At 52.5% G+C, this 476-nt stretch carries 1 pseudogene; it reads right to left on the bottom strand.

Features of this window, described 5'->3' with window-relative positions:
* Positions 1-220: 220 nt before the first annotated feature.
* Positions 221-476, bottom strand: a pseudogene (locus tag DVK07_RS21460) (hypothetical protein); the annotation flags it as partial.

The raw sequence follows: 476 nt of genomic DNA, 5'->3' as shown, positions 1-476 counted from the left end.
CAATGGCTTCTCGCTCCTGATGAGTTGTTTTGTGAATCTCGCGTGAAGTACCTCGGGGACACGGCCCAAGACACTCGGCCTGTTCCGCCTGTAGAACACTTCTTGCGCCCCTTCGATATCGTGATCCCAAGGCGATAACGTGCAAAGCCGAGTTATAAGGGTGACTTTCTATGTGCTACCCTGGGGTCGGGATAGGGAGATGCCGGTTGCAGAATCGCGTTCACTCGATTCCATCAGTATTGTGGCCCTCCAATCGCTGCGTGATGTCCTCAACGTCCATTTCGTCCACCTGCTCCAACCCGAGCTCGACGAGGAGCGGGTAGAAGTGCCGAGTCTTCTTTAGATCCACATCAGATTTGCTTTCCGAGAGTGCAAGATCAAGGCGCTTGAACGTGGTCGTGACCTCATCGTCGAGGTCATCATCTAAGTAGAAGCTCCTCACGTTCCATTCTTTCTTGATGTTCTGTGCTTTCTTG

The sequence above is a fragment of the Halorubrum sp. Atlit-26R genome, assembly GCF_003666015.1.
In the GTDB taxonomy this organism is placed as follows: domain Archaea; phylum Halobacteriota; class Halobacteria; order Halobacteriales; family Haloferacaceae; genus Halorubrum.
The sequence above is the reverse complement of the archived record's forward strand: the minus strand, read 5'-3'. Positions and strand labels throughout refer to the sequence as shown.